The organism is Streptomyces sp. NPDC085937 (genome assembly GCF_044540535.1).
Taxonomy (GTDB): domain Bacteria; phylum Actinomycetota; class Actinomycetes; order Streptomycetales; family Streptomycetaceae; genus Streptomyces.
The window spans coordinates 1-20,678 of the sequence record NZ_JBITSH010000025.1 but is presented as its reverse complement, the minus strand read 5'-3'; the positions used below and the strand labels follow the sequence as shown (position 1 = coordinate 20,678).

Annotated in this window: 20 protein-coding genes and 1 riboswitch; of the genes, 7 read left to right on the top strand and 13 right to left on the bottom strand. The window is 71.4% G+C overall.

Features of this window, described 5'->3' with window-relative positions:
* Positions 1-174 precede the first annotated feature (174 nt).
* From ACIF8S_RS32480 to ACIF8S_RS32455, 6 genes are all read left to right on the top strand, one after another.
* Positions 175-1,362 carry a 4-oxalomesaconate tautomerase gene (locus ACIF8S_RS32480; protein WP_400004030.1) on the top strand — a complete coding sequence of 396 codons (1,188 nt, stop codon included), beginning with the start codon at positions 175-177 and terminating at the stop codon, positions 1,360-1,362.
* Positions 1,359-2,384: an amidohydrolase family protein gene (locus ACIF8S_RS32475; RefSeq protein WP_400004028.1), complete on the top strand. Its 1,026-nt coding sequence runs from the start codon at positions 1,359-1,361 to the stop codon at positions 2,382-2,384. Before ACIF8S_RS32480 ends, ACIF8S_RS32475 begins: the two co-directional genes overlap by 4 nt.
* A 50-nt stretch (positions 2,385-2,434) precedes the next feature.
* Entirely contained in the window at positions 2,435-3,118 is a 684-nt protein-coding gene (ligK, locus tag ACIF8S_RS32470; protein ID WP_349794036.1) for a 4-carboxy-4-hydroxy-2-oxoadipate aldolase/oxaloacetate decarboxylase, read from the top strand.
* Between the two features lie 14 nt (positions 3,119-3,132).
* The gene (locus ACIF8S_RS32465; RefSeq protein ID WP_400004026.1) at positions 3,133-4,056 is read left to right on the top strand and encodes an amidohydrolase family protein; all 924 of its coding nucleotides are present in this window, start codon (positions 3,133-3,135) and stop codon (positions 4,054-4,056) included.
* A 49-nt stretch (positions 4,057-4,105) separates the two neighbouring features.
* On the top strand, positions 4,106-5,488 hold the full coding sequence (locus ACIF8S_RS32460) for an MFS transporter (RefSeq protein ID WP_400004025.1): 1,383 nt from the start codon (positions 4,106-4,108) through the stop codon (positions 5,486-5,488).
* A gap of 160 nt (positions 5,489-5,648) precedes the next feature.
* Positions 5,649-7,334, top strand: a complete 1,686-nt coding sequence (locus ACIF8S_RS32455; protein WP_349794042.1) for a ribonuclease J — start codon at positions 5,649-5,651, stop codon at positions 7,332-7,334.
* Positions 7,335-7,417: 83 nt separating this feature from the next.
* Here the strand turns inward: ACIF8S_RS32455 and ACIF8S_RS32450 are convergent, their stop codons facing one another.
* From ACIF8S_RS32450 to ACIF8S_RS32415, 8 genes are all read right to left on the bottom strand, one after another.
* Positions 7,418-7,753, bottom strand: a complete 336-nt coding sequence (locus ACIF8S_RS32450) for a MerR family transcriptional regulator (protein ID WP_349794043.1) — start codon at positions 7,751-7,753, stop codon at positions 7,418-7,420.
* A 207-nt stretch (positions 7,754-7,960) separates the two neighbouring features.
* Positions 7,961-8,257 carry a CBS domain-containing protein gene (locus ACIF8S_RS32445; protein ID WP_400004103.1) on the bottom strand — a complete coding sequence of 99 codons (297 nt, stop codon included), beginning with the start codon at positions 8,255-8,257 and terminating at the stop codon, positions 7,961-7,963.
* A 53-nt stretch (positions 8,258-8,310) separates the two neighbouring features.
* Positions 8,311-9,771 (bottom strand): DEAD/DEAH box helicase, encoded by a 1,461-nt coding sequence (locus tag ACIF8S_RS32440; RefSeq protein ID WP_400004022.1) that lies wholly within the window; start codon positions 9,769-9,771, stop codon positions 8,311-8,313.
* Positions 9,772-9,952: 181 nt separating this feature from the next.
* Positions 9,953-10,156 carry a cold-shock protein gene (locus tag ACIF8S_RS32435; RefSeq protein ID WP_023586116.1) on the bottom strand — a complete coding sequence of 68 codons (204 nt, stop codon included), beginning with the start codon at positions 10,154-10,156 and terminating at the stop codon, positions 9,953-9,955.
* Between the two features lie 285 nt (positions 10,157-10,441).
* On the bottom strand, positions 10,442-10,933 hold the full coding sequence (locus ACIF8S_RS32430; RefSeq protein ID WP_400004021.1) for a GNAT family N-acetyltransferase: 492 nt from the start codon (positions 10,931-10,933) through the stop codon (positions 10,442-10,444).
* 31 nt (positions 10,934-10,964) lie between these two features.
* Positions 10,965-12,149 carry an MBL fold metallo-hydrolase gene (locus ACIF8S_RS32425; protein ID WP_400004019.1) on the bottom strand — a complete coding sequence of 395 codons (1,185 nt, stop codon included), beginning with the start codon at positions 12,147-12,149 and terminating at the stop codon, positions 10,965-10,967.
* Positions 12,150-12,297: 148 nt separating this feature from the next.
* On the bottom strand, positions 12,298-13,083 hold the full coding sequence (locus tag ACIF8S_RS32420) for an SGNH/GDSL hydrolase family protein (protein ID WP_400004102.1): 786 nt from the start codon (positions 13,081-13,083) through the stop codon (positions 12,298-12,300).
* A gap of 204 nt (positions 13,084-13,287) precedes the next feature.
* Positions 13,288-14,226, bottom strand: coding sequence for a peptidoglycan DD-metalloendopeptidase family protein (locus ACIF8S_RS32415; protein WP_400004017.1), 939 nt, complete (start codon positions 14,224-14,226; stop codon positions 13,288-13,290).
* 4 nt (positions 14,227-14,230) lie between these two features.
* Positions 14,231-14,391, bottom strand: a riboswitch (cyclic di-AMP (ydaO/yuaA leader).
* A 548-nt stretch (positions 14,392-14,939) separates the two neighbouring features.
* Between ACIF8S_RS32415 and ACIF8S_RS32410 the strand changes: the two genes are divergently transcribed.
* Positions 14,940-15,737, top strand: coding sequence for a tyrosine-protein phosphatase (locus ACIF8S_RS32410; protein WP_400004016.1), 798 nt, complete (start codon positions 14,940-14,942; stop codon positions 15,735-15,737).
* A gap of 21 nt (positions 15,738-15,758) precedes the next feature.
* Here ACIF8S_RS32410 and ACIF8S_RS32405 read toward each other — a convergent pair whose 3' ends face one another.
* The 5 genes from ACIF8S_RS32405 to ACIF8S_RS32385 all read right to left on the bottom strand — a co-directional run.
* A complete protein-coding gene (locus tag ACIF8S_RS32405) occupies positions 15,759-15,872 on the bottom strand; it encodes a DUF6126 family protein (RefSeq protein ID WP_167534694.1) in 114 nt (37 codons plus the stop codon).
* 11 nt (positions 15,873-15,883) lie between these two features.
* Positions 15,884-16,507 (bottom strand): helix-turn-helix domain-containing protein, encoded by a 624-nt coding sequence (locus ACIF8S_RS32400; RefSeq protein WP_400004014.1) that lies wholly within the window; start codon positions 16,505-16,507, stop codon positions 15,884-15,886.
* Between the two features lie 169 nt (positions 16,508-16,676).
* Positions 16,677-18,092, bottom strand: coding sequence for an aspartate aminotransferase family protein (locus tag ACIF8S_RS32395; protein WP_400004012.1), 1,416 nt, complete (start codon positions 18,090-18,092; stop codon positions 16,677-16,679).
* A complete protein-coding gene (dxs, locus tag ACIF8S_RS32390) occupies positions 18,089-20,002 on the bottom strand; it encodes a 1-deoxy-D-xylulose-5-phosphate synthase (RefSeq protein ID WP_400004010.1) in 1,914 nt (637 codons plus the stop codon). The genes ACIF8S_RS32395 and dxs overlap by 4 nt, the downstream gene beginning before the upstream one ends.
* A gap of 28 nt (positions 20,003-20,030) precedes the next feature.
* Positions 20,031-20,678 (bottom strand): flavodoxin-dependent (E)-4-hydroxy-3-methylbut-2-enyl-diphosphate synthase (locus tag ACIF8S_RS32385; RefSeq protein WP_400004008.1); only part of this gene is annotated, 648 nt, incomplete at its 5' end.

Sequence of the window (20,678 nt, the reverse complement as noted above, 5' to 3'; positions counted from 1 at the left end):
CCGGCGGCCCTCGCTGGAAGAACCCTAGTGCGCGGTCCGGAGGCCACGGCACCGGGATCCCATCAGGTGAGCATTTTCGTCGGAACATCTTGTCAACAATCTCGTTGATGATTTAGCTTCCTTGCACGTTCGCACCGCCCCACTCCCCCAGACCGATCCACCGAAGGAGCGACCATGTCCGCCGTCGCAGCCGCCCGGGTCCCCGAGGTCACCCGCCGTGGCGCCCAGACCGCGATCCCGTGCCTGTTCATGCGGGGCGGCACGTCGCGCGGGCCCTTCTTCGACGCGCGGCTGCTGCCCGCCGACCCCGGCCACCGGGACGCCGTCCTGCTGGCGGCGCTGGGCTCGCCGGACCCGCGGCAGATCGACGGCGTCGGCGGGGCGCACCCCCTGACCAGCAAGACCGGTCTGGTGCGCCCGGGCACGGAGGCCGGCGTCGACGTGGAGTGGACCTTCGCGCAGGTACAGCCCGACGGGGACACCGTCGACACGTCGGCCAACTGCGGGAACATGCTCGCCGCCGTGCTGCCCTTCGCCGTGGAGACCGGCATGGTCGTACCCACCGGGGACCGGACGACGGCCCGGGTGCTGACCCGCAACACCGGCATGGTCGCCGAGATCACCGTCGCCACCCCGGCCGACGCCTCCGGGATCCGGCACGTCGCCTACGAGGGCGCCGCGCGCATCGACGGCGTCCCCGGCACCGCCGCCCCGGTCGAGATCGGCTTCCTGGACACCGCCGGTTCCGTCGCGGGCGCCCTGCTGCCCACCGGGCGTCCCCGGGACACCGTGCAGGTGCCGGGGCTGGGCGCCGTGGACGTCACCCTGATCGACAACGGCCAGCCGCTGGTGGTCGTCGAGGCCGCCCGCCTGGGCGCCACCGGCTACGAGAGCCCGGCGGACATCGACGCCGACGAGGCGCTCAGGGCCCGTGTCGAGGCGCTGCGCCTGGTGTGCGGCGAGGCCATGGGCCTCGGCGACGTCGGCGGGCGCAACTACCCGAAGATGACCCTGGTCGCGCCGCCCCGGCACGGCGGCACGCTCAGCACCCGCAGCCTCATCCCCCGGGTCTGCCACCAGTCCATCGGCGTGCTGGCCGCCGTCACCGCGGCCACCGCCTGCGTCATCGAGGGCACCGTCGCCCGGGACGTGGCGGCCGGGGTGTCGGGCGCGGAGCCCACCGTCTCCGTCGAGCACCCCTCCGGTGAGTTCAGCGTCACGCTCGGCCTCGACCCCGCCGACCCGCAGCGGGTGACACGCTCGGCGCTGCTGCGCACCGCCCGGCTCCTCATGGCCGGCGACCTTCTCGTCCCCCGATCCGTCTGGGACCCCACGCCCACCCGTCAGGAGAAGCACGCGTGATCATCGACATCCACGGCCACTACACCACGGCCCCCGCCCCCCTCGGGCAGTGGCGTGACGCGCAGGTGGCCGCGCTCACGGACCCGCTGCGGGCGCCCGATCCCGCGGGACCGGCGATCGACGACGACGAGATCCGCGAGTCGATCGAGGGCAACCAGCTGCGGCTGATGGACGAGCGTGGCATCGACGTCACCGTCTTCTCCCCCCGCGCCTCGTTCATGGCGCACCACATCGGCGACTTCGCCACCTCCGCCGCCTGGGCGCGGATCTGCAACGACCTGTGCCACCGGGTGTCCGAGCTGTACCCGGACCGCTTCGTCCCCGGCGCGATGCTGCCGCAGTCCCCCGGCGTGGACCCGGCCACCGTGGTCCCGGAGATCGAGCGGGCGGTGCTGGAGCTGGGCGCGGTCACCGTGAATCTCAACCCGGACCCGAGCGGCGGCCACTGGACCGCTCCCCCGCTGACCGACCGGTCCTGGTACCCGGTGTGGGAGAAGCTCGTCGAGCTGGACGTGCCGGCCATGGTGCACGTCTCCACCAGCTGCAACCCGGCCTTCCACACCACCGGTGCGCACTACCTCAACGCCGACACCACCGCGTTCATGCAGCTGCTCACCGGTGACCTGTTCGCCGACTTCCCCGGCCTGCGGCTGGTGATCCCGCACGGCGGCGGCGCGGTCCCGTACCACTGGGGCCGCTTCCGGGGGCTGGCGCAGGCGCTCGGCCGGCCCGAGCCGGAGGAGACGCTGCTGCGCAACGTCTTCTTCGACACCTGCGTGTACCACCAGCCCGGCATCGACCTGCTGCTGGAGGTGATGCCCGTCGAGAACGTGCTGTTCGCCTCCGAGATGGTCGGCGCGGTGCGCGGCGTCGACCCGCGCACCGGCCACCACTTCGACGACACCCGCCGCTACGTCGAGAAGGCGGGCCTGCCCCCCGAGGACCTGACGGCGGTCGAGGAGCGCAACGCGCGGCGGGTCTACCCCCGCCTCGACGCCCGTCTCACCGCCCAGGGCCGCTGACCCGCCCGTCCCCCGCGGGGCACGAGCCCCCTGAAGCAAGGAGCCGCACCATGCACCACCTCGGAGTCGTCCACCGGACCGTCGACCGCGCCGACCCGGCCGCGGTCGAGGCCCTGTCGCGGTTCGGGGTCGCGACCGTACACGAGGCGATGGGCCGCCTCGGCCTGATGCGCCCCTACATACGGCCGGTGTACGAGGGCGCGAGGCTGTGCGGGACCGCGGTCACCGTGCTGCTCCAGCCCGGCGACAACTGGATGCTGCACGTCGCCGCCGAGCAGGTGCGCGAGGGCGACGTGGTGGTCGCCGGCTGCACCACGGAGAGCGAGGACGGCTTCTTCGGCGAGCTGCTCGCCACCTCGCTGCGCGCCCGGGGCGCCCGGGGCCTGGTGATCGACGGCGGCTGCCGTGACGTGGACGAGCTGCGCGGGATGGATTTCCCCGTCTTCTCCCGGGCGGTGAACGCCAAGGGCACGGTCAAGGCCACCCTGGGGTCGGTGAACGTTCCCGTCGTCGTGGCGAACGCGCTGGTCAACCCTGGTGACGTGGTCGTCGCCGACGCCGACGGCGTGGTGGTCGTCCCCGCCGCCCGCGCCGCCGAGGTCGCCGAGGCGTCCGCGCGGCGCGAGGCGGCGGAGGAGGGCAAGCGGCAGCGGTTCCGCGCCGGTGAGCTGGGGCTCGACATGTACGGCATGCGCGGCCCGCTGGCCGAGCTGGGCCTCACCTACGTCGACTGAATCCGAGGAGCACGATGACCGACCACGACACCGCGGTCACCCCCGGCTGGCTCGACTGGTACCGGGGACCGGGCACACCCACGTTCGTCCTGCCGCCGGGAACGGTGGACGCCCACTGCCACGTCTTCGGCCCCGCCGCCGAGTTCCCCTTCGCCCCCGAGCGGAAGTACACGCCGGTCGACGCCTCCAAACACGACCTGTTCGCGCTGCGCGACCACCTCGGCGTCGACCGCAACGTGATCGTGCAGGCCACCTGCCACGGCGCGGACAACAGCGCCCTGGTGGACGCCCTGCACGCGGCCGGCGGGCGCGCCCGCGGGGTGGCGACGGTCCGCCCGGACGTCACCGACGCGGAGCTGCGGCGGCTGCACGACGCCGGGGTGCGCGGGGTGCGCTTCAACTTCGTCCGCCGTCTGGTGGACGCGGCGCCCCGTGAGGCACTGGAGACGGTGGCCCGCAAGGTCGCGCCGCTGGGCTGGCACGTCGTCCTGTACTTCGAGGCGGCGGACCTGCCGGACCTGGAGTCGTTCTTCGCGTCCCTGCCGGTGCCGCTCGTGATCGACCACATGGGCCGCCCGGACGTCACCGCCGGCCCGGACGGGCCCGGGTTCGCGCGCTTCCTGCGGTTCGTGGAGGCGAACGACGTGTGGGTGAAGGTGTCCTGCCCCGAGCGGCTGACCGTCACGGGACCGCCCGCGCTCGACGGGGAGCGGCACGCCTACCGGGACGTGGTGCCGTTCGCCCGCAAGGTCGTCGAGGAGTTCACCGACCGGGCGCTGTGGGGCACCGACTGGCCCCACCCGAACCTGAAGGACCACATGCCCGACGACGGTCTGCTGGTCGACCACGTCCCGCACATCGCGACCACCGCCGAGCGGCAGCGGGCGCTGCTGGTCGACAACCCCCTGCGTCTGTACTGGCCCGAAGAGGTCCGCTGACGTCACCCCCGGCCCGGTGAGACGGGTCCTCCCTTCCCTGGAGCGTGCAGTGCAGCACATCCGCACCACCAACGCGGCGAACCGGCTGGACCGGCTGCCGATCACGAAGTTCCACAAGCGGACCATCCTCGCGGTGGCGTTCGCGTACTTCTTCGAGTTCGCGGACATCAACACCTTCGCCATCACGGCACCGGTGGTGCGCGAGCAGTGGGGCGCCGACGTCGACCACGTCGCCTACGTCACCTCGCTGTCCTTCGTGGGCATGTTCGTCGGCGCGGTCGTGGCCGGCGGGCTGGCCGACCGGCTGGGCCGCAAACGGACGCTGACCGTGACCACCCTGTGGTTCACGGTGTGGTCGTTCGCCTGCGTCTTCGCCTGGGACATCTGGTCCCTCGGGCTGTTCCGCGTGCTGACCTCGGCGGGCCTGTCCGCGATGACCGTGGTCGCCGTCGTCTACATCAGCGAGCTGTTCCCCAGCGCCAAGCGCGGCAAGTTCCAGGCGTACGCCATCGTCGTCGGGATCTGCGGCACGCCCGTCACCAACCTCATCGCCTCCGCCGTGGTGCCGATGAACGACTGGTCCTGGCGGCTGGTCTACCTGTGGGGCTCGCTGGGCGCGCTCTTCCTGTTCCTGGTGCGCCGGCTCGAGGAGTCCCCGCTGTGGCTGGAGTCGCGCGGCCGGCACGAGGAGGCGGAGGCGACGCTGGCCCGCGTCGAGGCCCACGCGGTGGCGGAGCACGGCCCGCTGCCCGAGCCGCAGCAGCCGAAGCCCAAGGGGCCGGTGGTCAAGCCGGGCCTCGGCATGCTCAAGGACAAGAAGTTCCTGTACCCGACGATCCTGCTGTCGGTCCTGTGGATCACGCAGACCATCGGCTTCTTCGGGTACTCCAGCTGGGCACCGACCCTGCTGGCCGCCGAGGGCGTCAGCGTGGAGGACTCGATCTTCTACGTCGCACTGACGACGGTGGGCGCGCCGCTCGGCTCCTTCCTCGCGGCGATGGTCACCGACCGCTTCGAGCGCAAGTGGTGCCTGGTGGTGTTCGGCCTGGTCATCGCCGCGTCCGGCCTGCTCTACGGGCTGACGTTCACGCCGGTGCTGATCGTCGTCTTCGGCTTCCTGGTCAACCTGTTCGAGCGCGGCTACACGGCCCTGGCGTACGCCTACGCCCCCGAGCTGTACAGCACCGAGGGCCGCTCGCTGGGCACCAGCATCGCCTACGGTCTGGGGCGGCTGTCGAACGCGGTGGGGCCGCTGATGATCGCCGGTGTGTACAACGGCGTCGGTTACCAGGCCGTCTTCATGGTCATCGCGGGCACCTGGACGCTCGGCGCGCTGGTCCTGGCGGTGTTCGGACCGGCGACCCGGCGGCGCCGGCTGGCGGCGGAGGCGGCCGCCCAGGCCCGGCCGCGGCCCGTCGGCACCACCCCCTGACCCGGCGCACGACGGGCGGGCCGGAGCGTGTCTCCGGCCCGCCCGTCGTCGTGCGGCGTCCCCGCACACCGGCGACCGCCCGCGAGATGGCGTACCGGGCGCTCACCGGAACAGGCGGGCAGTGGATCAGCGCCTCCCCATCTCCGGGTAACGTCGAGGTATGAGTCATCCACACCCCGAACTGAAAGCCGCCCCACCCCTTCCCGAGGGAGGGCTGCGGGTCACCCCCCTGGGCGGCCTGGGTGAGATCGGCCGCAACATGACCGTCTTCGAGCACCGCGGCAAGCTGCTCATCGTCGACTGCGGCGTGCTCTTCCCCGAGGAGACCCAGCCCGGCGTGGACGTGATCCTGCCGGACTTCACCTCCATCCGGGACCGGCTGGACGACGTCGTGGCGGTGGTACTCACCCACGGACACGAGGATCACATCGGCGGTGTGCCGTACCTGCTGCGCGAGCGGTCCGACATTCCCGTCGTGGGCTCCAAGCTGACGCTGGCCTTCCTGGAGGCCAAGCTCAAGGAACACGGCATCCGCCCGCGCACGGTGCGGGTGCGGGAGGGCGACCGGCGCGACTTCGGGCCGTTCAACTGCGAGTTCGTGGCGGTCAACCACTCCATCCCCGACAGTCTCGCGGTCGCCCTGCGCACCCGGGCCGGGATGGTGCTGCACACCGGTGACTTCAAGATGGACCAGTTCCCTCTCGACGACCGCATCACCGACCTGCGTGCCTTCGCCCGCCTCGGCGAGGAGGGCGTGGACCTGTTCCTCACCGATTCCACCAACGCCGAGGTCCCCGGGTTCACCACCTCCGAGCGTGAGCTGAACCCGGCGATCGAGCAGGTGATGCGCACCGCTCCGCGCCGGGTCATCGTCTCCAGCTTCGCCAGCCATGTGCACCGCATCCAGCAGGTCCTGGACGCCGCCCACCAGTACGGCCGCAAGGTCGCCTTCGTCGGCCGGTCGATGGTCCGCAACATGGGCATCGCCCGTGACCTCGGCTATCTGAAGGTCCCCTCCGGTCTGGTCGTCAGCACCAAGGAGCTGGAGAAGCTCCCTGACCACAAGGTCACCCTGGTGTGCACCGGCTCCCAGGGCGAGCCGATGGCCGCGCTGTCCCGGATGGCCAACCGCGACCACATGATCCGCATCGGCAAGGGCGACACCGTCCTGCTCGCCAGCTCCCTGATCCCCGGCAACGAGAACGCCATCTACCGGGTGATCAACGGACTCACCCGGTGGGGCGCCCACGTGGTCCACAAGGGCAACGCCAAGGTGCACGTCTCGGGGCACGCCAGCGCGGGCGAACTCGTCTACTGCTACAACATCGTCAAACCCCGCAACGTCATGCCCGTGCACGGCGAGTGGCGCCACCTGCGGGCCAACGCCGACCTGGCCATCCGGACGGGCGTGGACCCCGAGCGGGTCGTCATCGCCGAGGACGGTGTCGTCGTCGACCTGGTCGACGGAAAGGCGTCCATCACCGGGAAGGTCCCCGCCGGCAACGTCTACGTGGACGGCATGGAGGTCGGGGGTGCCACCGAGGCGTCCCTGAAGGACCGCCTCACGCTCGCCGCCGAGGGTGTCGTCACGGTGGTGGCGATCGTCGACGCGGACACCGGCGCCCTCACCGAGCCGCCCGACTTCCTGGCCCGCGGCTTCGTCCACGACGACACCACGTTCGAGCCGGTGATCCCGCTCATCGAGAAGACCCTGGCCACCGCGGCCGAGGAGGGCGTCGGGGACGCGCACCAGCTGGAACAGCTGGTCGCCCGCGCCGTGGCGAACTGGGCGTTCCGCACCCACCGCCGTCGGCCGCTCGTCATCCCGGTCATCATCGACGCCTGAGCCCGGGTCCGGCCGCGTGACTCCCGTCATCGGCCCACGCGTACGACGTTCCGTGCCCGCCGACACCGGCGGGCACGCTCGTCTCATTCGGCCGTCGGGTTCCCCGCTTCGGCGGCGCGCCGGTACTCGGCGTTGAGGCGCTGGGCCTCCTCCAGCTGGTCCTCGAGGATGACGATCCGGCAGGCGGCCTCGATGGGCGTGCCCCGGTCGACGAGTTCCCGGGCGCGGGCGGCGATGCGCAGCTGGTAGCGGGAGTAGCGGCGGTGGCCGCCCGGGGAGCGGAGCGGTGTGATGAGACGGGCCTCGCCGAGGGCGCGGAGGAAGCCCTGGGTGGTACCGAGCATCTCGGCGGCCCGGCCCATGGTGTAGGCGGGGTAGTCCTCGTCGTCGAGACGGCCGAACGTGTCGTCTGCTGTCATTGCACCTCTCTGCGGAACTCGTGGCGGGGCCCTGGTGCCGTCCGGCACCAGGGCCCCGCAGGAACTACTACACCATCCGCCGGCTCCGATGCCGCACCGGCCCTGCCGATGCCGGCCCGCTTCACGCGGTGTGGGCCCCTCCGGGGTACCGGTGGGGCCCACACCGCGAGGGCGGCTTCGGTCGCGCCGAAGGCAGAGCGTGCTGTCTCAGCGGGCGGCGAGCGAGACGCGGTCGTGGTCGCCGAGGATGTCGCGCAGGCGGACGCGGTCCGGGTGGGCGGCGCTGTCGCGGACGGCGGTGAGGTCGGTCCGGGTCACCAGGCCGACGCGCTGGTCGTCCTGGTCGCAGACGGCCAGCCGGCCGGTGCGCGCGGCGGCCATGACGGCCAGCGCCACCTCGACGCTCATGTCGTCACAGACCCGCGGTCCGGCCGCGTCCATGACGTCGACGGCCTTCCTGTGCGCGGTGTCGGCGTCCGCCGAGCGGTGCTTCATCCGGATCACGGTCAAAGGTGCCTCCTGCGGAGATGGGCGGGCTGACGCGGAAACGAAGGAGTCTAGGCCGCCGCGTCGAGGACGGGCCGGCGCCCTGACGCGCGCCGGGCCGCCGGGGAAGGGCGGCGTCGGCCCCGGGGCGAGGCCCCGCGCCGGGGGCGTTCGGCCACCGGTGCCGTGATGACGACCGGGACACCGGACGGGGCCTGCGCCCCGGTGATCCGGCTCAGGGCCTCGTCGCCCGGGCGGACCGAAGTGGTCTGCGGCCGGATACCGGCGTCCGCCATGAGGCGGACCATGCCGCGGCGCTGACTCGGGGTGACGAGCGTGACGACGCTGCCGGACTCCCCGGCGCGGGCGGTACGGCCGCCGCGGTGCAGGTAGTCCTTGTGGTCGGTCGGCGGGTCGACGTTCACGACGAGGTCGAGGTTGTCGACGTGGATTCCGCGCGCCGCGACGTTGGTGGCCACCAGCACGTTGACGTGCCCCGTCTTGAACTGCGCGAGCGTGCGGGTGCGCTGCGGCTGCGACTTGCCGCCGTGCAGGGCGGCGGCCCGTACTCCGCTGTCGAGCAGGTCCTGGGTCAGCCGGTCCACGGCGTGCTTGGTGTCCAGGAACATGATCACGCGGCCGTCACGGGCCGCGATCTCGGTCGTGGCGGTGTGCTTGTCGGCGCCGTGGACGTGCAGGACGTGATGCTCCATCGTCGTGACCGCGCCGGCCGACGGGTCCACCGAGTGCACGACGGGGTCGGTCAGATAGCGGCGGACCAACAGGTCGACGTTGCGGTCCAGGGTGGCGGAGAACAGCATGCGCTGCCCGTCCGGGCGCACCTGGTCGATCAGCGCGGTGACCTGCGGCATGAATCCCATGTCGGCCATCTGGTCGGCTTCGTCCAGCACAGTGGTGTCGACGTCGTCCAGCGTGCAGTCGCCGCGGTCGATGAGGTCCTTGAGCCGTCCGGGCGTCGCGACGACGATCTCGGCCCCGCCGCGCAGTGCGCCGGCCTGCCGTCCGATCGACATCCCACCGACCACGGTGGCCAGCCGCAGCCTGACGGAGCGGGCGTACGGCGTCAGCGCGTCGGTCACCTGCTGCGCCAGCTCACGCGTCGGCACGAGGATCAGCCCGAGCGGCCGGCGGGGTTCGGCACGCCGGCCGGCGGTGCGGGCGAGCAGGGCGAGACCGAAGGCGAGGGTCTTGCCGGAGCCGGTGCGCCCGCGGCCCAGCACGTCACGGCCCGCCAGGGCGTTGGGCAGTGTCGCGCCCTGGATCGGGAACGGCACGGTCACTCCCTGGTGGCCGAGTTCGGCCAGCAGCCGCTCGGGCATGACGAGATCGGCGAACGTCTCGACGGGGGGCAGGGCGGGGGTGATCGTCCGGGGCGGCGCGAACTCGCCGCGCACGGCGGCAGGCCGACGGCCGCGGTCGTTGCCACGGGTGCGGTCGCTGCCACGGGTGCGGTCGCTGCCACGGGTGCGATCGTTGTGACGCGTGCGGTCGTTGTTACGCGTGGGGTTCATGGGGAACCTTCCTCGACATGGCGCATATCAAGGAATTTCCCGCGGCAACGAGCAGCACGGAGAATTACGAGTATGGACCGATGGGAAAAGAAACAGATGCGGGCCGACCAGGAAATCGGGGATGCAGCTGGGGCCCGCACCCCGAAGGATGCGGGCCCCAGCTGCAGTCTGTGTGCGGGCGTCAGGCCGGGACGATGTTCTCGGCCGTCGGGCCCTTCTGGCCCTGCGCGATGTCGAAGGTCACCTTCTGGCCTTCGAGCAGCTCACGGAAGCCCTGCGCGGCGATGTTCGAGTAGTGGGCGAAGACGTCGGCGCCGCCACCGTCCTGCTCGATGAAGCCGAAGCCCTTTTCCGCGTTGAACCACTTCACGGTTCCAGCAGCCATGTTCATATCTCCTTTGGGGCAGTACATCGGTATCCGCACCGTGCGGACGCCGTGTCGCCGCGATGATTACCCCGCCCGGAAATGACCGGAAAAGCAGGCGCCCCCAGCCGGCGGAACCGGATGGAGCACCCGAAGTTTTCGGGAACCACAACTGCAACTGAGACAGACAGTAGCACGCGAAAATGACCTGCCCTAATCCCGCGATTTCGCTTCGGTCATTGCGCCACAATCTCTCATGTCACAGCCCGTTCAATTCTCACTTCGTCGGCACAGACTTTTTGTTCGTCACGCAGAGATGCGGAACTCGAGTTCGGGACGGTCCCACGGTACGGCGGGCGGGTTCGCGGGCACGGTCCCGGTCCGCACCGCGCCGACGCGGTGGTAGAAACCCTCGGCGGGGACGTGCGACACGACCAGGACACGGTCGAGCCCGGCGGCCCGGGCCTCTGACCGCATGTGCGCGACGAGTTGTCGTCCGATCCCCCGTCCTTGCGCCTCGTCGGCGACGAACAGCAGGTCGAGCTCCGGCGGGACGAGGACGAGCGAGTAGAACCCGAGGACCCGCCCTTCCTCGCCGTCGCCGTCCGCGTCGACCGCCACGAAGACACGGTGGGCCTCGATGTAGTCGGGACCGACCCGGTAGCCCGCGACCGCGGCGGCGTATCTGCCGTCGTAGGCGCCGGAGCCGCGCACGATCCGCGTCAGCCGCTTGGCGTCCCTCGCGACGGCCCTCCGGATCGTGACCGTCCGGCCGGCCGGGCACGTGCGTGGACTCATCGGGAGATCCACACGCTCACGCGGCGCGGCATCAGTCCTCACCCACCAGGTCGAGGCCGTCACGGGACGCCCGCGGGGCGATCTCCGGAACGGGCCACTCACGGTCCAGCGGCCGGGACACGTCCCGCCACCACGGACGTACGGGAAGGTCGCCGGCCGGCTCGAAGGGCCGGCCCGGGACCGGGAAGGCGACCGCCTGCCCGACCGCGCCGGCCCCGGCCCGCATCCACTCCGCGGGCTCCGCCCACGGGTGCGGGGCCAGGTTGAAGGTGCCCCAGTGGATCGGCAGCAGGACACCGCCCGGCTCTCCTCCCTGGAGGTCGAGGTGCGAGCGCACGCCCTCCTCGGGCGTCATGTGGATGTCCGGCCAGAAGTCCGAGTAGGCGCCGACCTGGATCATCGTCGCGTCGAAGGGGCCGTGGGCCGCGCCGATGTCACGGAAGCCGTCGAAGTAGCCGGTGTCGCCGCTGTGGTAGATCCGGTGCCGCTCACCGGTGACGACCCAGGAGGCCCACAGGGTGTGCTGGGTGTTGCGCAGGCCCCGGCCGCAGAAGTGACGGGCCGGGGTGGCGGTCAGCGTGAGGCCGCCGACCCGCGTCGACTCCTGCCAGTCCAGCTCGCGCAGCCGGTCCGGGGACACGCCCCAGCGCTCCAGGTGCGCGCCCACACCGAGCGGCACCGCGAACACGGTGTCCGTGCCGGCCAGCTCCTTGATGGTGGGCAGGTCCAGGTGGTCGTAGTGGTCGTGGGAGATCACCACGACGTCGACCGGTCCGAGCGCGGCGAGCGGCAGCGGCACTGGGTGCAGCCGCTTCGGTCCGGCGAAGGGGAAGGGGGAACAGCGCTCCCCCCACACCGGGTCGAAGAGCACCCGCCGGCCGTCGATCTCCGCGAGCACGCTGGAGTGGCCCGCCCACGTCAGGCGCAGCCCCGTGGCGGGCGGGCGGGAGATGTCCGCGAGGGTGGTGGGATGCACCGGGATCGCGCCCTGCGGGGCGCGCCGGGAGCGGGCGTCCTTGTCCAGGTAGAGCTTCGCCAGGTCACGGTTGGACCCTGTGGGGCGCATCCGGGCCGGGCCTCCCGGGTTGCGGAAGACGCCGTTCTCGAAGTGCGGGGACCGGCGGATGCGCGCCATGCGCTCGCCGCTCGGGTCCGCGCCGAAGGACAACGGCCGCAGGGCCCTTGAACCCGGCCCGAGGTTCGGAGAAGCGGCCACGGTACCTCCACGTGAAATCGATCGGAGATTCCATTATGTGCGGCGCCCGCGACACCCGGGCCGGGTTGTGGAGGAGCCCACGGGGCCGGTCCGGGTCCAGGAGATTCCAGGACCCGGTTCCGGCCCCCACGTGATCGGCGCCCGGCGCTCAGGCGACCGCCGCGATCCGTTCCCTGATGTCGTCGGGGGAGAGCGCGCCCTTGGGGATCACGTGGTCGCCCGAGGACTCGCCGCGCAGCCGGCGGCCGATCCAGGGCACCAGGTACTCGCGGGCCCAGTGGACGTCGTCCCGGCGGATCTCCAGGGTGCCGCGCGGCGGAAGCGGCGGCCAGGCCTGCTCCGGGTCGGCGGGGACCGTCAGGCCGAGGGCCAGGCCCGCGCGGAGCGCGACCCGGGTGTGCCCCTCGGGCGACAGGTGCAGCCGGTCGGCGTCCCAGGCCCTGCGGTCCTGCACGCTGCGCAGGGACCACAGGTCGAGCACCGGGCAGCCGTAGCGGTCGGCGACGGCCCGCACGTGCCCGTTGTACGTGGCGATCTTGCCGCGCAGATGCTTGAGCAGGGGGACGCCACGGGTGTCGAACCCGGTGGTCACCAGGACCGTGCCGGCCGTCGCGGCGAGCCGGGCGACGGCCCGCTCGAAGCGCTCGGCCACCTCGTCCGGGTCGGTGCCCGGGCGCAGGATGTCGTTGCCGCCCGCACAGAACGAGACCAGGTCGGGGGCGAGTTCCACCGCCCGGGGAAGCTGGTCGGCCACGATCTGGTCCAGCAGCTTGCCGCGCACGGCGAGGTTGGCGTACCGGAAGTCGCCCTCGGGCCTGCGGTCGGCGAGCAGGACGGCCAGCCGGTCGGCCCAGCCGACGAACGACCCGCCGGGGCCGGGGTCGCCGACGCCCTCGGTGAAGCTGTCCCCCACCGCCACGTACGACCCGATCACTCTTGCCTTGTCACTCTTCGAATCGTCTGCCACAGCCGGACATGATTCACCTTCCGATGTGACCTACGCGACCGTAAGGGAGGGTTGACGTGCGGTGAGATAAGCCACTCTCAAATGTTGACCAAGCCCGGAATACGCCGAAGGCCGGCCCCGTGGATCGGGGTCGGCCTTCGGCGCGCGTGTCAGGAAGGGTGCCGCCAGGGGTCAGAGAGCGACGCCCTTGGAGCGCAGGTAGGAGAGCGGGTCCACGTCCGAGCCGTAGTTCGGGCTGGTGCGGATCTCGAAGTGCAGGTGCGGGCCGGTCACGTTGCCGGTCGCACCGGAGAGGCCGACCTGCTGGCCGGCGCTCACCGTCTGGCCCGCCGAGACGGACAGGGAGGACAGGTGGGCGTACTGGGCGTAGTGGCCGTCGTTCAGCTGGATGACGACCTGGTTGCCGTACGCGCCGCCCCAGCCGGCGGAGACGACGGTGCCGGCGCCGACGGCCTTCAGGGGGGTACCGGTCGGGACGACGAAGTCGACACCGGTGTGGTAGCCGCTGGACCACATGCCGCCGGCCACCTTGTAGGCGGTGCCGACGCCGCCGCCGGACACCGGGGAGGTGAAGCCGGAGGTGGTCTGGGTGGAGGCCCCGGAGGAGGACTCCTCGGACGACTTCTGCGCCGGCTTCGCGGCGGGCTTCTCCGCCTTGGGCGCGGCCGGCTTCTCGGCCTTGGGCGCGGCGGGCTTCGACTCCTGCGGCGAAGTCGACTGCCGGGGGGCGCTCTTGGCGGCCTCACCCTGGAGGGACAGCTTCAGACCCGGGTGGATGAGCGACGGGTCCTCGCCCACGGCCTCGCGGTTGTCCGCGTAGAGCTTCTTCCAGCCGCCGTCGACGTGCTCCGCCTCGGCGATCTTGGCGAGGTAGTCGCCGGCCTTCACGGTGTACGTACGGGCCTCGTCGCCCTTGTCGCCCGTGGCCTGGTGGCTGGAGACGGAAAGGGACTGAACGGCCTTCTGGGGGGCCGACTGCGGGGTCGCGGCGTGCGCGCCGGTGGCGCCGAGCAGCGGCAGGGCGAGTGCGGCGCCACCGGTTCCGGCGACGGCGATGGAGCGGGTGAAACGCTGAGCCTTGGTACGGCGGTGCTTACCCTTCGCGGGCATGTCGAATTCCTCTCCGGCGCCTACGAGGTGAGCTGTCGGGTGCGGACTGGAGATGTCCGGCCGCGTCGCTGCGCGGCTGTACCCCAAGCCTGTTGTCCGGGGTCCGGAACAGGCGGTTGTACCTGTGGGTCCCCCGCTCCTGCCGTGCGTCGGGTCAGTGTGTGCGGGCTCCGGGCGGCGGCAGGATTAGGCGTCCGTCCGGATCGGTTGGGAACGTAAGCGACCTCGACGCGGCGAAACAAGCGCGTGTTCCCGCGAACCGGCTTTTTCCGTGATCGAAAGGGGGAAATGACGTCACCCTGCGTGGACCGCGCAAGTGGATCGGGATCGAATTCCCCTGCCGTGAACGGGAATTACGTGAGCATGGCGACAGCGCACGGTCACCGATATGACGATGCTCACGCACCTCATCCTCAATTCCCGTTCTATCAGGGCGCTTTATGACCAAGTGATCTAAACGGACATAACGCATCAATCAGCACAAGCGCGACGGGTCACCCGGAGTATTCGCGACATCTGAATCTTCCTGTCGGCCGCCCCTCGAGACCTTCACGCAATCCAACAGAAACAATCAAGATCGGACAGTGCGGGTACGCCTCGCTCGCCCCGCATCTGCCCTGTGGACAACTCATTGCCCCTGGCAGGCATGTCGTATCGTCGAGTGGTGCCCGTCGACGAGCCGCGGCGACGGCACCGAGTGGGAGGAGCCGTCCGTGACGCAGGAGATCCCGTCGACCGAGCCCCAGCTGACCGGGGTGCGCAACTTCCGCGACGTCGGTGGACTGCCGACCGTGGACGGCCGGCGCGTGCGGCACGGCGTGCTGTTCCGCAGCGGCCACCTCGCCCACGCCACCGCGGAGGACGCCGCCTTCCTCGCCTCGCTCGGCCTGCACACGGTGTTCGACTTCCGCAACGCGGCCGACCAGAAGCTGGAAGGGCCTGACGTCGAGCTGCCCGGCGTGCGGAACGTGAACCTGCCGCTCAGCGACCCGGCCGACGGTGCGGAGTTCTGGAAGATGGTGCGCGACGGGGACATCGACCAGCTGCGCGCGATCCTCTCCGACGGCCAGGGCGCCGACCGGATGATCAACTCCTACCGCACGACCATCAAGGCACGCACCGGCGAGCACTCCCAGGTGCTGGGCGCTCTCGCCGAGGACAGCGTGCCCGCGCTGATGCACTGCGCGGCCGGCAAGGACCGCGCGGGACTCTCGATCGCGGTGACGCTCCTCGCCGTGGGCGTGGAGCGGGACGCGATCGTCGAGGACTACCTGAAGTCCAACGCCAAGCACCGCCGGTACAAGGTGCGCCGCAGCGGCAGCTCCCCCGACACCTACTCCCCCGAGGTCATGGAGCTGCTCAGCCCGCTCTTCGACGCGCGCGAGGAGTACCTGGCGGCGGCCTTCGAGACGATCGAGGAGACCTGGGGCGGGGTGGACGCGTACCTGGAGCAGGGGCTCGGCATCACGCCCGCCCACCGGGAGCGGCTGCGCGAGCGCCTGCTCGACTGACGTCCGTGTGCCCCGGCGTGCTCACTTCTTCGGCGCCATCTCGAAGAGGAAGTAGATGAAGGCCGCGAAGAGGTGCCCGACCACGACGTAGACGAACAGCCTCACCCACAGGGCCCTCGGGAGCTTCTCTTCCATGTCTTTCCCGGTCACGGTGTCTCTCCATGGGTCGGGCCCAGGCACAGGGCGGCCGTGGGACTCTGCAGCAGGGTGTGGACGAACAGCAGCTCGACCCCGTCGGGGTCCTGGGCGGCGATGCGGTGCGGGGTCAGCGAGTCGAAGTGCGCGCTGTCTCCCGGACCGAGCCGGTGCAGGGTGTCGCCGAGGTGCAGCCGCAGCCGCCCCTTGAGGACGTACAGCCACTCCTCACCGGGGTGGACGCGCACGATGTCGCCCTGGGAGCCGTGCGGCACCTGGACCCGCAGGGCCTGCATGCCGCGCCCGGCCGCACCGGCCTGCCAGTACGTCCAGCCGCCGGCCGCCGTGGGTTCCATGTCCGCGGCGCGCACCACGGCGTCCCGGTCGGCGGCCGACTCCCCGAGCAGCTCGGAGACGGTCGTGCCGTAGATCCGGGCCAGGGAGAGCAGCATGGGCAACGAGGGCTGGCGCTGCCCCGTCTCCAGCCGGGAGAGGTGGGCGGGCGACAGGCCCGCCTGCCGGGCGGCGGCCTCCAGCGTCAGGGAGGACCGTCGGCGCAGGGCGCGCAGCTGCGGAGCGACCGCGGGGAGCGCCTCGGCAGGCTCGTCCCGCGGCTCGGTCTCGGAGGAGCTCATGCCTCCATTGAGCACCCGACCTTGCCCCAGAGGCAATTTCCTTGCCTCTGGGGCAAAGCGATGCCGGCCTCGGCGACCGGTGAGCGATGCCGGCCTCGGCGACCGGTGAGGGTTCCGCCCGCTCGCCGCGGCCCGCGAGGTGCGACCGCGCGGGCCGCGGTTGGCGACGTCAGCGGTTGGCGACCGCCTGCTTCACCAAAGTCTTGCCGAAGTCCCAGATGAGCCCGCCCTCGTGGGCGTCGTCCATCACCGCGGTGAAGGCGTCCACGAACCGGTTCACGTCGTCCTCGTCGATGATCAGCGGAGGGATCAGCTTGATCACCTCCAGATGGTCGCCGGAGACCTGAGTGAGGATACGGTGCCGCTGCAGCAGCGGCACCACCACCATCTGCGCGAACAGCCCCTTGCGGGCCGCCTGGAGCATCGTCCAGCGCGAGCGCAGCTTCAGCGAGCGGGGCCGGCCGAACTCGATCCCGATCATCAGGCCCCGGCCGCGGACGTCGGCGAGCAGCTCGTAGCGGTCGGTCAGGGCGGCCAGCCGGGTCCGCAGCAGGTCGCCGGTGGTGCGCACGTGCGCGACGATCTGCTCCTCCTCCATGACCGACAGGACCGCGAGTCCCGCGGCCATGGCCTGGGCGTTGGACCCGAAGCTGGCCGAGTGCACCAGCACCCGGTCCATCGACGAGAAGACCTTCCGGAAGATCCAGTCCTTGCCGAGGGTCGCCCCCACCGGAACGTATCCGCCGGACAGCGCCTTGGCGACGCACACCAGGTCCGGCTCCACCCCCTCCTCGTGCTGGTAGGCGTAGAAGTCGCCGGTGCGGCCGAGCCCGGTCTGCACCTCGTCGACGATCAGCAGTGCCTTGTGGCGGTGCAGCAGCTCCTGTGCGGCCCGCAGATAGCCGGGCGGTGCCTCGAGCACGCCCTTGCCCTGGATGGGCTCCACGATCAGGGCGGCCACGTCGCCCTTGCGCAGCTCGCGCTCCAGGGCGTCGAGGTCCCCGAGCGGTACCGCCGTGTCGGGGAGCAGCGGGGCGAACCCGTCCCGGAAGCCGGCCTCGCCGTTGACGGAGAGGGAGCCGGTGGTCAGGCCGTGGAAGGCGTGCTCGCAGTACAGCACGCGCGGCCGGCCGGTGGCGTACCGGGCGAACTTCAGGGCGCCCTCCACGGCCTCCGTGCCGCTGTTGCCGAAGAACACCCGGTCCAGGTGAGGGCTGTGGGCGAGGAGCTTCTCGGCGAGCAGGCCGGGCAGCGGCTGGCAGTCGAAGCGGGTGAGGTCGGCCAGGGACAGGTCCAGCACGTCGTGCAGCGCCTTGCGGACCACGGGGTGATGACGGCCGAGGCCCATCACCCCGAACCCGGCGAGCATGTCCAGGTGGTCGTTGCCGTCGGCGTCCCAGAAGTGGGCGCCCTCGGCCCGCTCGTAGACCTTGTCGAAGCCGATGGTGTGCAGCATGCGCGGGAGCTGCGGGTTGAGGTAGCGGTTGTGCAGCTCGTAGCGCTCGGCCCCGCGCTCGGCGAGCAGCGCGCCGAGGTCGAACTTCGCGTCCTGTGACGACTCCGACGCGGACTCGGCGGTGGTCATGCCTGGTGCTCCTGTGCGTCCTGTGGCTGTTTCGCGAGTTCTTCCCCGACGGCGAGGCTCGCGCTGATGCGCCCGGCGATGTCGACGGGGGTGAGACCGATGTCGGCGAGCACCTCGCCGCGCTTGGCGTGTGCGAGGAACTGCTCCGGGATGCCGAACCGCCGTACCGGCACGTCGATCCCGGCGTCGCCGAGCGCCAGCGCGACCGCCGAACCGACTCCGGCGGCGCGGCTGTTGTCCTCCACGACGGCCACCAGCCGGTGGTCGGCGGCCAGGTGCGGGAGGGCCGGGTCGACGGGCTTGACCCAGCGGGGGTCGACGACGGTGCAGCCGATCCCGCGCGCCTGGAGCAGGTCCGCGGCCTGGAGGCAGACCGGCGCCATCACGCCGACCGCCACCAGCAGCACCTCGGGGTCGTCCGCCCGGTGCAGGACGTCCAGCCCTCCGACGCGGTCCACCGCCGGGATCGCCGGGCCGGCGGACTCCTTGGGAAAGCGCAGCAGCGTGGGCGCGTCGTCCACGGCGACCGCCTCGCGCAACTGGGCGCGCAGCTGGTCGGCGTCGCGGGGCGCGGCGATGCGCAGGCCGGGCACCACCTGGAGGACGGACAGGTCCCACATGCCGTTGTGCGAGGGCCCGTCGACCCCGGTGACGCCGGCCCGGTCCAGGACGAAGGTGACCCCGCAGCGGTGCAGGGCCACGTCCATCAGGAGCTGGTCGAAGGCGCGGTTGAGGAAGGTGGCGTAGACGGCGACGACCGGGTGGAGTCCGCCGGTGGCGAGGCCGGCCGCGGACACGGCGGCGTGCTGCTCGGCGATGCCGACGTCCCACACCCGGTCCGGGAAGCGCTCGGCGAAGGCGCCGAGGCCGACCGGGTGGAGCATGGCGGCCGTGATGGCCACCACGTCCTCGCGTTCCTCGCCGATCCTGACGATCTCCTCACCGAAGACGGAGGTCCAGGACGGCCCGCCGGAGGGGGCGAGGGGCGCGCAGGTGAGGGGGTCCATCACGCCGACGGTGTGGAAGTGGTCCTCCTCGTGGGCGAGGGCCGGTTCGTAACCGCGGCCCTTCTCGGTGAGGCAGTGCACCAGGACCGGGCCGTGGAAGCGTCTGGCCCGGCGCAGCGCGGACTCCACGGCCTTGATGTCGTGGCCGTCGATCGGGCCGACGTACTTCAGGCCCAGGTCCTCGAAGAGTCCCTGGGGGGCGAAGGCGTCCTTGAAGCCCTTCTTCGCGCCGTGCAGCGCCTCGTAGACGGGCGGGCCGACCACGGGGGTGCGCTGGAGGACGTCCTTGCCCCAGGCCAGGAAGCGTTCGTAGCCGTCGGTGGTGCGCAGGGCGGCGAGGTGGTTGGCGAGTCCGCCGATGGTGGGGGCGTAGGAGCGTTCGTTGTCGTTGACGACGACGATCAGAGGCCGGTCCTTCGCGGCGGCGATGTTGTTGAGCGCCTCCCACGCCATGCCGCCGGTGAGCGCGCCGTCGCCGATCACCGCGACGACGTGCCCCTGCTCCCCGCGCACCTGGCGGGCCTTGGCGAGCCCGTCCGCCCATCCGAGCGCGGTGGAGGCATGACTGTTCTCGATGACGTCGTGCTCGGACTCCTCCCGGGAGGGGTAGCCGGACAGGCCGCCCTTGCCCCGCAGTTTGGAGAAGTCCTGACGCCCGGTCAGCAGCTTGTGCACGTAGCTCTGGTGGCCGGTGTCCCACAGGATGCGGTCGGCCGGCGACTCGAAGACGCGGTGCAGGGCGACGGTCAGCTCCACCACCCCGAGGTTGGGTCCGAGGTGGCCTCCGGTCCTGGCGACCGCGTGCACCAGGAACTCCCTGATCTCGTCGCACAGTTCACCGAGTTCCGCCTCGGACAGCGCCTTCAGGTCACGTGGTTGCCGAATGTTCTCCAGAATCGTCACGCTCGGGCCCCCTTCGGTTCCGTGCTGCTCAGCTCACGGTGACGGCCGGCTCCCCCGACGCGATACCGTCCTTCTCCATCTGCTCGGCGATCTTCATCGCCTCCTCGATCAGCGTCTCCACGATCTTCGACTCCGGCACGGTCTTGATGACCTCGCCCTTCACGAAGATCTGCCCCTTGCCGTTGCCCGACGCCACACCCAGGTCCGCCTCACGCGCCTCACCCGGACCGTTCACCACACAGCCCATCACCGCGACCCGCAGCGGCACCTCCATGCCCGTCAGGCCCGCGGTGACCTCCTCCGCCAGCTTGTACACGTCCACCTGCGCCCGCCCGCAGGAGGGGCAGGACACGATCTCCAGACCCCGCCGGCGCAGGTTCAGCGACTCCAGGATCTGGATGCCGACCTTGACCTCCTCCACCGGCGGGGCGGAGAGGGAGACGCGGATCGTGTCACCGATGCCCTGCGACAGCAGCGCACCGAACGCCACAGCCGACTTGATCGTGCCCTGGAACGCCGGACCCGCCTCGGTGACACCCAGGTGCAGCGGGTAGTCGCACTGCGCGGCGAGCTGCCGGTACGCCTCGACCATCACGACCGGGTCGTTGTGCTTCACCGAGATCTTGATGTCCCGGAAGTCGTGCTCCTCGAACAGCGACGCCTCCCACAGCGCCGA

What these genes read in the sequence shown, in the direction of transcription:
- ACIF8S_RS32480 (WP_400004030.1), top strand. Translation starts at nt 175, where the DNA reads ATGTCCGCCGTCGCAGCCGCCCGGGTCCCCGAGGTCACCCGCCGTGGC.
- ligK (WP_349794036.1), top strand. Translation starts at nt 2,435, where the DNA reads ATGCACCACCTCGGAGTCGTCCACCGGACCGTCGACCGCGCCGACCCG.
- ACIF8S_RS32465 (WP_400004026.1), top strand. Translation starts at nt 3,133, where the DNA reads ATGACCGACCACGACACCGCGGTCACCCCCGGCTGGCTCGACTGGTAC.
- ACIF8S_RS32455 (WP_349794042.1), top strand. Translation starts at nt 5,649, where the DNA reads ATGAGTCATCCACACCCCGAACTGAAAGCCGCCCCACCCCTTCCCGAG.
- ACIF8S_RS32450 (WP_349794043.1), bottom strand. Translation starts at nt 7,753, where the DNA reads ATGACAGCAGACGACACGTTCGGCCGTCTCGACGACGAGGACTACCCC.
- ACIF8S_RS32440 (WP_400004022.1), bottom strand. Translation starts at nt 9,771, where the DNA reads ATGAACCCCACGCGTAACAACGACCGCACGCGTCACAACGATCGCACC.
- ACIF8S_RS32435 (WP_023586116.1), bottom strand. Translation starts at nt 10,156, where the DNA reads ATGGCTGCTGGAACCGTGAAGTGGTTCAACGCGGAAAAGGGCTTCGGC.
- ACIF8S_RS32430 (WP_400004021.1), bottom strand. Translation starts at nt 10,933, where the DNA reads ATGAGTCCACGCACGTGCCCGGCCGGCCGGACGGTCACGATCCGGAGG.
- ACIF8S_RS32415 (WP_400004017.1), bottom strand. Translation starts at nt 14,226, where the DNA reads ATGCCCGCGAAGGGTAAGCACCGCCGTACCAAGGCTCAGCGTTTCACC.
- ACIF8S_RS32405 (WP_167534694.1), bottom strand. Translation starts at nt 15,872, where the DNA reads ATGGAAGAGAAGCTCCCGAGGGCCCTGTGGGTGAGGCTGTTCGTCTAC.
- ACIF8S_RS32400 (WP_400004014.1), bottom strand. Translation starts at nt 16,507, where the DNA reads ATGAGCTCCTCCGAGACCGAGCCGCGGGACGAGCCTGCCGAGGCGCTC.
- ACIF8S_RS32395 (WP_400004012.1), bottom strand. Translation starts at nt 18,092, where the DNA reads ATGACCACCGCCGAGTCCGCGTCGGAGTCGTCACAGGACGCGAAGTTC.